The 10,053-nt window shown below is 63.5% G+C and carries 10 protein-coding genes; 9 read left to right on the top strand and 1 reads right to left on the bottom strand.

Annotated features, from left to right (window positions below):
- Positions 1 to 15 precede the first annotated feature (15 nt).
- Positions 16 to 558 (top strand): hypoxanthine phosphoribosyltransferase, encoded by a 543-nt coding sequence (gene hpt / locus AC27E8_RS11310; protein WP_008340702.1) that lies wholly within the window; start codon positions 16 to 18, stop codon positions 556 to 558.
- A 90-nt stretch (positions 559 to 648) separates the two neighbouring features.
- The gene (gene ftsH, locus AC27E8_RS11315) at positions 649 to 2,457 is read left to right on the top strand and encodes an ATP-dependent zinc metalloprotease FtsH (RefSeq protein WP_014463151.1); all 1,809 of its coding nucleotides are present in this window, start codon (positions 649 to 651) and stop codon (positions 2,455 to 2,457) included.
- A gap of 176 nt (positions 2,458 to 2,633) precedes the next feature.
- On the opposite strand, the gene AC27E8_RS11320 is transcribed toward ftsH, so the two are convergent.
- On the bottom strand, positions 2,634 to 3,497 hold the full coding sequence (locus tag AC27E8_RS11320; protein ID WP_487097180.1) for a hypothetical protein: 864 nt from the start codon (positions 3,495 to 3,497) through the stop codon (positions 2,634 to 2,636).
- Between the two features lie 231 nt (positions 3,498 to 3,728).
- Between AC27E8_RS11320 and AC27E8_RS11325 the strand changes: the two genes are divergently transcribed.
- The 7 genes from AC27E8_RS11325 to lysS all read left to right on the top strand — a co-directional run bounded on the left by AC27E8_RS11325 (position 3,729) and on the right by lysS (position 9,774).
- Complete coding sequence (locus AC27E8_RS11325; protein WP_487097182.1) at positions 3,729 to 4,820, top strand: HD-GYP domain-containing protein; 1,092 nt, start codon at positions 3,729 to 3,731, stop codon at positions 4,818 to 4,820.
- A gap of 45 nt (positions 4,821 to 4,865) precedes the next feature.
- The gene (hslO, locus tag AC27E8_RS11330; RefSeq protein WP_487097184.1) at positions 4,866 to 5,759 is read left to right on the top strand and encodes an Hsp33 family molecular chaperone HslO; all 894 of its coding nucleotides are present in this window, start codon (positions 4,866 to 4,868) and stop codon (positions 5,757 to 5,759) included.
- Entirely contained in the window at positions 5,756 to 6,544 is a 789-nt protein-coding gene (gene folP / locus AC27E8_RS11335; protein WP_487097186.1) for a dihydropteroate synthase, read from the top strand. Before hslO ends, folP begins: the two co-directional genes overlap by 4 nt.
- Positions 6,522 to 7,022 (top strand): 2-amino-4-hydroxy-6-hydroxymethyldihydropteridine diphosphokinase, encoded by a 501-nt coding sequence (folK, locus tag AC27E8_RS11340; RefSeq protein WP_487097188.1) that lies wholly within the window; start codon positions 6,522 to 6,524, stop codon positions 7,020 to 7,022. The genes folP and folK overlap by 23 nt, the downstream gene beginning before the upstream one ends.
- The gene (locus tag AC27E8_RS11345) at positions 7,000 to 7,341 is read left to right on the top strand and encodes a helix-turn-helix domain-containing protein (protein ID WP_487097190.1); all 342 of its coding nucleotides are present in this window, start codon (positions 7,000 to 7,002) and stop codon (positions 7,339 to 7,341) included. The genes folK and AC27E8_RS11345 overlap by 23 nt, the downstream gene beginning before the upstream one ends.
- A gap of 231 nt (positions 7,342 to 7,572) precedes the next feature.
- Positions 7,573 to 8,049 (top strand): transcription elongation factor GreA, encoded by a 477-nt coding sequence (gene greA / locus AC27E8_RS11350; RefSeq protein WP_012809648.1) that lies wholly within the window; start codon positions 7,573 to 7,575, stop codon positions 8,047 to 8,049.
- Between the two features lie 237 nt (positions 8,050 to 8,286).
- A complete protein-coding gene (gene lysS / locus AC27E8_RS11355) occupies positions 8,287 to 9,774 on the top strand; it encodes a lysine--tRNA ligase (protein WP_487097192.1) in 1,488 nt (495 codons plus the stop codon).
- Positions 9,775 to 10,053: the final 279 nt, after the last annotated feature.

A 10,053-nucleotide genomic window follows, 5' to 3' on the forward strand; every position in this document is an offset into this window, starting at 1 on the left:
CATGGGGAGGCACTCATGCATCCTGATCTGGAGCGTATCCTGTTCGATGAGGAAACCTTGCAGGCCAAAGTGGCCGAGATGGGAGCGACGCTGAGCCGAGACTACGCAGGCAAAACGCCTCTTCTCATCTGCATCCTCAAGGGCGCGGCGCTGTTCATGGGCGATCTCGTCAAGCGGATCGACGTTCCGGTCGAGATCGACTTCATGGCGATTTCAAGCTACGGCCAGTCGACCAAGTCGTCCGGCGCGGTCCGCATTTTGTACGATCTCGAGCGCCCGGTCGAGGGGCGCGACGTCATCATTGTGGAGGACATCGTGGACACGGGCCTCACGCTCGCGTACCTGCGCGACACGATGATTCGGCGCCAGGCGGCGAGCGTAAAGATTGTCTCCCTGTTCGACAAACCGAGCGGGCGAAAGGTCGACATCCAGCCGGACTACTTCGGCTTCACGGTGCCGGACGCGTTCATCGTCGGCTACGGCCTCGACTACGCGGAGCGGTACCGAAACCTGCCATACGTGGGCATCCTCAAGTCTGACATCTATGCGACAGGTTGACGCGCGTCTCCCTGGCGGGCGTCTTTCTTGCTAGGAACGCCTATCCCGGTATGGTACAATAGTCGCGCCGTAACCGAGAGGAGGTAAGGCATGAACCGTTTTTACCGGAGCGTTGTCCTGTACGTGCTGATCCTGTTCGTGCTGATCGGCGTACTGAGATACCTCACCGGCCCTGAGCAGGTTCGCGGGCCGATTCCATATAGCCAGTTCATTCAATATGTCGAGCACAACCAGGTCACGGGCACGCTGCAGGTCACGCCCGACGGCCTCACCGCGACCATCGACGGGACCCTCAAAAACGGGGAAAAGTTTGAGACTCGGGCTCTGTACGACAACAACCTCGAGCCCTTCTTGCAGAGCCATAACCTGTCGTTCAACGTCATTCCGCAGCCCCGCGGAAGCGTATGGCTCTCGCTCCTCGAGCAGGTGGTTCCGTTTGCCTTCCTCTTCATCTTAATGTTCATCCTGTTCAACCAGGCCCAGGGCGGCGGCAACCGGGTCATGAACTTCGGCAAGAGCCGGGCCCGGATGTACACGGAAGACAAGCGAAAGGTCACGTTCGCGGACGTCGCAGGGGCGGATGAGGAGAAGGCAGAGCTTGAGGAGATTGTCGAATTTCTGAAAGATCCGAAGCGCTTCACCGCGCTCGGCGCGCGCATCCCGAAGGGCGTGCTGCTCGTAGGCCCGCCCGGCACCGGTAAGACGCTCCTCGCGCGCGCGGTGGCGGGCGAAGCCGGCGTGCCGTTCTTCAGCATCAGCGGTTCGGACTTCGTCGAGATGTTCGTCGGCGTGGGTGCTTCGCGCGTGCGCGATTTGTTCGATCAGGCGAAGAAAAACTCGCCCTGCATCATCTTCATCGACGAGATCGACGCCGTGGGACGGCACCGCGGCGCGGGGCTCGGCGGCGGACACGACGAGCGCGAGCAGACTCTGAACCAGCTGCTCGTGGAGATGGACGGCTTCTCTTCGAACGAGGGCATCGTCATCATCGCCGCCACCAACCGCCCCGACATCCTGGATCCGGCGCTGTTGCGCCCGGGCCGGTTTGACCGGCAGATTGTCGTCAATCGACCGGACGTGAAAGGGCGCGAGGAGATCCTGCGCGTGCACGCGCGGAACAAGCCGCTCGCGCCCGATGTGAACCTCGAGATCATCGCGAAGCGGACGCCGGGCTTCACCGGCGCAGATCTCGAGAACGTCTTGAACGAGGCGGCGCTGCTTGCGGCCCGCAAGAAGCAGAAGGAAATCACCAACGCGGATATCGACGAGGCTATCGATCGCGTCATGGCGGGGCCGGAGAAGCGCAGCCGCGTGATGAGCGAGAAGGAGCGCAGGCTCGTCGCTTATCACGAGGCGGGCCACGCGGTGGTGGGCTACTTCATCCAGCCGGATCGCACGGTGCACAAGGTCACCATCGTCCCGCGCGGCATGGCCGGCGGCTACACGCTGAGCCTGCCGAACGAGGACCGGTACTTCATCACGAAGCAGCAGATGCTCGATGAAATCTGCATGACGCTCGGCGGGCGCGTCGCGGAGGAGATTGTCTTCGGCGAGATCTCGACCGGCGCGTCGAACGACCTCGAGCGGGTCACGAACATCGCCCGGCAGATGATCACGGAGTACGGCATGAGCGACAGGCTCGGCCCGCTGCAGTACGGCAGCCGCGCGGGAGGGGCCATCTTCCTGGGGCGAGATCTCCAGGGCGAGCCGAACTACAGCGATCAGGTGGCGTACGAGATCGACCAGGAGATGCGGGAAATTGTCGAGACGTGCCACGAGCGCACGCGGCGCATCCTGACGGAGAAGCGCATGGCGCTCGATGCGCTGGCGGAGCGGCTCCTGGAGAAGGAGACGCTCGACGGCGAGGAAGTCAAGGAGATCCTCGAGCGGTATCGGTGAACAGGGCCTAAGACGAAAATGGAAAGCGGGATGTGCCAGGGAGGTGGCGGCGTCCCGCTGTTCTTTTTGATGTAGCACAACGCGCCGATTTGGCGCGGAGCCTCATGGTCGACAAAGGACACGTTGCGGCCGGTCGGGGCATGTGGCCTGCCATTCGGTTCAGCGCGGCCTTGCGCTCAGCTCGTCACGTTGAGCGCGGGATAGTACGGGGAAGGATCTGCGTTCAGGAAGTAGTTCAGCGTGTACATCCCTGTACCCACAATCTCCTCGCCGCGGATACCGCCTCTCTCGAGCACGGCTGCCACCTGGATCAACTCATTCAAGTACCCACTCGGTTGTTTGAACTCCGCATACACGTTGCAGGTAGCGTGTGGCGGGATCACGACGCCGGCGCTTGTGAGCGGTCTCGCATCCTTTGGATAGCCACCCGGAACTTCCTTGCTGTTCATCACATAGCCAACCTTTGAAAACTGAAACCCTCCGGCTGTTTCTAGACCCATGAAGCGCACCGGGACGTTCGAATGATTCGCAAATCGAAAGCCAAAATGGTGCGGGCCCGTCAGGTAGTCGGGCTGTCCTGCTTCTCCGCCAGGCAAGTAGGGGAGCGCGAGCCAATCGACGGGGTGCTCGACGACGTGGGTGTACGCTTTACCGAGAACAAAGGACTGGTTTCCCGTCGCAAGACGAACGGTGACGCCGACCGGATCCCCTTGGTACGTGCCGGCAGCGCGGACGTTCCAAAGGAGTGCATATTGGAATACGACTTGACTTTCGCTCGTCTGGATGTGTACTGGCGCGACGGGTTGGAGCGCATTTGCATGCAGCTCTGCACCTTGCAGCGGAAGCCGTTCTTTTCGGTAAGGGTTCGTGATATTCGCCTGAATCGTGATGGTCTGGCCGGGGCCCGTCACCACAGAATACAGCCACTTGTTGAAGAGGGTCCATCGATCTGGCGGTGCGCTCGGGTGATCGCAGCCGGTGGCGAGGCCTACGGACAGGGCGGCGACAGCAACACAGGTCCAGGTGCGAGCGCGATTCACGTGCGTCCCCCTTATCTGAGCGTTTACCCGTGTTATACATTTCGTTCGCGCGCCGCACATGAGTCTTCAGACCCATTTTGTGCTAGCAAAGTGATAGCACTCAAATGGCCTTCGTGCCTTTTCTCACGCTGCGCCGCGGTGAAATGTGTGAGCGGGCAGCAGGATCTGGACCACTTCGCCTTGAATGAAGATAGGGTGTTCGGCTCAACAGGGATAGGGACATGCGGAGGGATGCGCCCCGTGAGGTGGGTGGCCACACAGTACGTCAAACCGAATTCCATTTTGGCACAACGCGTGCCGGACAAGCGGGGCCGCACCCTGCTGGCGAGAGGCGTGGTCTTGACCGACAACTTGATTCGCCGACTCATCGAACTCGGTGTGCGGGCGGTCTGCATTGAGGACAAGGCCACGGAGGACATCGTGGTCCGGGAAGTGGTGAGGGAAGACACCAAGGTCCGCCTGTTCGGCATGACATACGACACGCTTCATGAACTCGCGGTCACCCAATTTGCGCCGCACGTGCGGGCGTTTCAAATTCGAAAGATGTTCACCCCGGTGGTGGAAGATGTGATCGACGAGCTCCGGTCCACGGGAGCCGCGGCGGATCAGCTGAGCACCGTGTACGTGCAGGACGGGGAACTCTTCCACCACTCGGTGAATGTGATGTTTTACGCGGTGACGCTCGGGCTGAAGCTCGGCCTGAACCGACACGACCTTGTCGATCTCGGCATTGGCACCCTCCTGCACGACGTCGGCAAGCTGCGGTTGGATCGGAAGATTCTGCAGAAGCCGGGGCGACTTACAGACGAGGAGTTTCGCATCATTCAGCAGCACGCGCGCATCGGGTACGATATCCTGATGAGGCAGGGCGATATCTCGGCGAGATCGGCCGTGATCGCCCTTCAGCATCACGAGCGGCTGGACGGAAGCGGCTACCCGGACCGCTTGGTGGGCAGGGACATTCACCTGTTCAGTCAGGTGGCGATGGTGGCGGACGTCTACGAGGCGCTCACGGCCAATCGCGTCTACCGCCGGGCGTTTTTGCCGCACGACGCCCTCGCCATCCTGGAGAACGACACGGCGCAGGGCAAGCTGCCAAAGCGCGTCATGGAGGCGTTTCTCGCCACGGTGTCCTTGTATCCGCTCGGCATGTCGGTGCGGCTGTCGGACGGGACGCTGGGCGTCGTGGTGGTGCCGTCGGCTCACAACCGGCAGTACCCGGTGGTGCGCGTCATCGAGGATGCGGAGGGCCGCCCTGTGGAACCGTATGAGATCGATCTCGCCACTGCGCGCGACGTGCACATCGCGACCTGCGAGACGTGAGACCAGGCGGCGGGCTCATCTGCCCGCCGTGCAGGGGGAATGGAGATGACGAAAGACCGCGTGATCCGCGCCATCGCGCGGGAGGGGCGCGTGCGCGTCCTCACCTGCCACACCACCGAGCTCGTGCGCGAGCTTGCGAGGCGCCACCACACTTGGCCGGTGGTCACGGCGGCGCTTGGGCGCACCGCCTCCATCGCCGCGATGATGGCGATGCTGCTCAAGAATCACGAGTCCATGACGGTCAAGATTGAAGGGGACGGGCCGATTGGATACCTGGTGGTGGAGGCGCTGCCCTCAGGCGACGTGCGCGGCTATCCGGGCAACCCGCACGTGCACCTGCCCCCGAACAGCCAGGGCAAGCTGGACGTGGGCGGCGCCATCGGGCGGGGGCACCTGTACGTGGTGCGGGATACGGGACTGAGATCGTACTATACGTCGTCGAGCGAGCTCGTCTCGGGCGAGATTGCAGACGATTTCACCTATTATTTTGCCACGTCCGAACAGACGCCGTCCGCGGTGGGCGCGGGCGTGCTCGTCGGCACGGACAACGTGCCCATCGTGGCGGGGGGATTCCTGATTCAACTCATGCCCGGGCACACGGAGGAGGACGCCGCGTACGTGGAAGAGCGCCTGGCGGAGGTGCCGAGCGTCACGGGCTTTTTGGAGAAGCATCCTGCGGCGGACGTGCTTTTGTTCAAGCTCTTCCCGGACGCGCATATCTTAGCCATGCAGGACGTGCGCTTCCGCTGCAAGTGCAGCTATCCCCGCTTGCGCGACGTGCTGTTGAGCCTCGGCGCCAAGGAGCTCCGAGCTATCCGCGACGAGCAGGGACAGGCCGAACTCACGTGCCACTTCTGCGGCAACGTGTACACGTTCGGGCGAGAGGAGCTCGACGAGATGATTGCCGAGATCGAACGGCAAGGGGTGGGCGCGCCGTGACAGTGATCATGGGGATTCTGAACGTGACGCCGGATTCGTTCTCGGACGGCGGCCGGTATCTGGATCCGGAGGCGGCCGTGGCGCGGGCGCTCGAGATGGAGGAGGAAGGCGCCGGCATCATAGACATCGGCGCCGAGAGCACGCGGCCCGGGCACACGCCGCTCTCGCCGGACGAGGAGTGGCGCCGCTTGGAGCCAGTGTTGGCGCGGCTTGCGGGGCGGCTTAAGGTGCCCATCTCCATCGACACGTACCACGCCGAGACCGCGCGCCGCGCCGCGCAGTACGGCATCGCCATCGTGAACGATGTCTCCATGCTGCGGGATCCGGACATGCCCGCCGTCGTCCGCCATCACGGCCTGCGCTACGTGCTCATGCACACGCGCCGCGAGGTGCTACCCGGGCTCCCCGTGGCCGCCATGGTGGAAGAACTCCGCCGCCCACTCGCGCGGCTCCTCGAGGAAGGCGTGCCCGCGCGAGACATCCTCGTCGATCCCGGCATCGGCTTCGGCAAGACGCGCGAGCAGGATCTCGCCTGCCTCGCCGAGATCGGCCGCTTTCAGGCGCTCGGCCATCCGGTGCTCGTCGGCGCAAGCCGCAAGCGGGTCATCGGCCACGCGCTCGGCGGCGTGCCGGTGGGCGAGCGGCTCGCCGGATCGCTCGCCGTGGTGGCGCACGCGTGCATGGCGGGCGTGGACATCGTGCGCGTCCACGACGTGCGCGATTCGGTACGCGTGGTGCGGATGATGGAGGCGATTTTGGCGCATGGCGGATCCTTCGCTTCATGACGCGTACATCGGGGCCGGATCGAACGTCGGCAGGCGCATCGTTCACCTCGGCTTCGGCATCGAGGGGCTCAAGGGGCTTGGCGAGATCGCGGGCGTGTCCCAGGTGTATGAGACCGCGCCCGTGGGCTACCTGGATCAGGGCGACTTCCTAAACCTCGCCGTCCACCTGCGCACGCGGCTTTCGCCGCACGAGCTTCTGCGCGCGCTGCTCGCCATCGAGGCGAGGGCCGGGCGCACGCGCGAGATTCGCTTCGGCCCGCGCACGCTCGATCTCGACCTGCTCCTGTACGACGATCTTGTGCTCGACGAGCCGGAACTCACGCTGCCGCACCCGCGCATGTGGCAGCGGGCGTTTGTCATGGTGCCGCTCGCGGATCTGAACCCCGACCGCCTCGCCCCGAGCGGCGAGACGTGGGCCGATCTCGCGGCGCGCCTTCGCCAGAAAGACGAGGTGCATGAGGTTGGACGCTTTTGGTAGGCGGCTGCGCGCCTTTCGCAAGCTGAAGCAGATGACCCAGGCCGATCTCGCCCGCGCCCTCGGCGTGAGCCTCGCGACCATCGGGGGCATCGAGCGAGGCACGCGGCAGCCGACGGAACATCTCGTGCGCGCCATCGCGAGCGCCCTCTCCGTCGGCGTGGATGAGTTATGCGGCCGGGACTGGCCCGCGAAGGGTGAGGATGCCGAAGCGTGGGATGCGGCGTGGGATGCGGGCGCAGCGCCCGCGGCCCGGGCGGGCGATTCAGGTGCGGATCATGAGCCTGCGGTCCATGCGAGCGCCTTTCACGAAGGTACCTAGCGAAAAGGACCCGCATGGTCTCCGCGTGTCGCTGGATCAGGGCGCGATGGTACGTTGACAATGTGTGGGGCCGTCTCTATAATGGCGCATAGATCCGCGAGTGACGATTTCGTTTTCCGGACAATGGTATCCTGAATGGCTCACAGCGCGCGTGCTGCCAGGGATGGCATGCACGCTTCTCGCTATTCCGGGAGCCTTGAAGCACCGACTGGGAGCAAAGGAGAGACAGCCATGGCAGATAAAGAAGTGTTGCTGACGCCCGAGGGCCTGCGCAAGCTTGAGGAGGAGCTGGAACTCCTGAAGAGCGTCAAGCGGCGCGAGGTCGCGGAGCGCATCAAGGTTGCCATCAGCTACGGAGATATTAGTGAGAATTCTGAGTATGAAGACGCCAAGAACGAGCAGGCGTTTATCGAAGGCCGCATCATGACCCTCGAGAAGCAGCTGCGCAACGCGCGGGTCATCAACGAGGACGAGGTCGACACCAACGTCGTCAGCATCGGATCGACGGTCAAGGTGTTGGATCTGGACCTGGACGAGGAAGTGGAATACACCATCGTGGGATCTGCGGAGGCCAACCCCGCCGAGAATAAGATCTCGAACGAGTCGCCCGTGGGCAAGGCGCTGCTCGGCAAGCAGATTGGCTCGATTGTCGAAGTGAACGTTCCCGCAGGCGTCATCAAGTTTAAAATCCTTGAGATCAAGCGGTAAGCGTATTCCGCGGCAGCGCGCCCGACTTTTGGCATCCGGTTGTGCGGACGAGGCTCTGTGCCTCGTCCCTTTGCATGTCTGGCGGAGGTCGGGCGAGATCGCCCACTGTCCGCGCACTGGCCGGGGCGGGGGCGTCCCGCGAGCCTTCGGTTTGCAACTTGCGCCGTTTTGTCCAATGATGATACAAGAAACGCCGGGCCCATCATTCCGGTCAACTTTCCTGAGGAGCGTGTCGGTTTGGAAGAGCAAGAGCTGATTCAACATCGCCTGGAGAAGATGAACGCCCTGCGCGAGCGCGGCATCGATCCGTTCGGCGGCCGCTACGAGGTCACGCACCACGCGGCCGACATCCATCGCTTCGGCGAGGGCAAGAGCCAAGAAGAACTGGAGCGCGAGAACCTTCGCGTGCGCATCGCCGGACGCATGGTGGCCCGCCGCGGCCACGGCAAGGCCACCTTCGCCGTGCTGAACGACGTCACCGGCAACATCCAGATCTACGCCAAGTACGACGTGCTCGGCCCCGAGGCGTACGACGTGTTTCAGCACCTCGTCGATCTCGGCGACATCCTCGGCGTCGAGGGCACCGTCTTCCGCACCAATCGCGGCGAGATCACCGTGCTCGCGGAGAAGGTGACGTTTCTCACCAAGTCCCTTCGCCCCCTGCCCGAGAAGTGGCACGGGCTCAAGGACGTCGAGACCCGCTACCGCCAGCGGTATCTCGATCTCATCGTCAATCCGGACGTGCGCGAGATCTTCATCGCCCGCTCCCGCATCATCCAGGAGATCCGCCGCTTCCTGGACGGCCAGGGCTTCCTCGAGGTCGAGACGCCGACGCTCCACACCGTGGCGAGCGGCGCCCACGCGCGCCCGTTCATCACGCACCACAACGCGCTCGACATGGACCTGTACCTGCGCATCGCTATTGAGTTGCACCTGAAGCGGCTCATCGTCGGCGGCCTCGAGCGCGTCTACGAAATTGGCCGCGTATATCGGAACGAGGGCGTCTCGACGCGCCACAACCCCGAGTTCACCATGCTCGAGCTGTATCAGGCGTACGCCGACTTCCACGACATCATGGATCTCACCGAGAACATGGTGCGCCACGCGGCCAAGGCCGTGATCGGCAAGCTGCACATTCCCTACGGCCATCACGTCGTGGACCTCGAGTCGCCCTTCAAGCGCGCGCACATCGCCGATCTCGTCCAAGAGCACACGGGCGTCGACTTTCGCCGCGTGACCTCAGACGAGGAGGCGCGGCGCCTGGCGGCGGAGCACGGCGTGAAGATTGAGCCGCACATGACGTATGGCCACATCCTGAACGAATTCTTTGAGCAGCGCGTCGAGGACAAGCTCATTCAGCCGACGTTCGTCTACGGCCACCCGGTCGAGATCTCGCCGCTCGCCAAGAAGAACGCCGAAGATCCCCGCTTCACCGACCGGTTCGAGCTGTTCATCGTCGGCCGCGAGCACGCCAACGCCTTCAGCGAGCTGAACGACCCTATCGATCAGCGCGAGCGCTTCCTCGCGCAGCTCCGCGAGAAGGAAGCCGGCAACGAGGAGGCGCAGGCGCTCGACGAGGACTTCTTGACGGCGCTCGAACACGGCATGCCGCCCACGGGTGGGCTTGGCGTCGGCATTGACCGGCTGGTGATGCTGCTGACGGGCCAGCCCTCCATCCGCGATGTCCTCCTCTTCCCACTCATGCGCGAGCGGCAGGACGACTGAGCGCCGTGGGCGCGAGGTGCGGGCCGGGGCGGCCTGGCCCTGCCCTTCGCCTGCCATGCCTTTTATGGTCTAAAAATTTCCTTACCCGATCCCGCTTGACATAGAGGGGGAGGCGGTGATAGTATCATTCTCGCCGCCCGCGAGGCGGCAGAAAATCCGCGCGGTGGCGCGGGAATCGCTCCTTGAAAACTAAACACACGAGACCACCAAGCCCGTAAGTCCTTGTGACCGAACGGTCAGGATAAAGCACTTGGATTGAGAGTTTGATCCTGGCTCAGG

It is taken from the genome of Alicyclobacillus sp. CIJ1 (assembly GCF_057538885.1).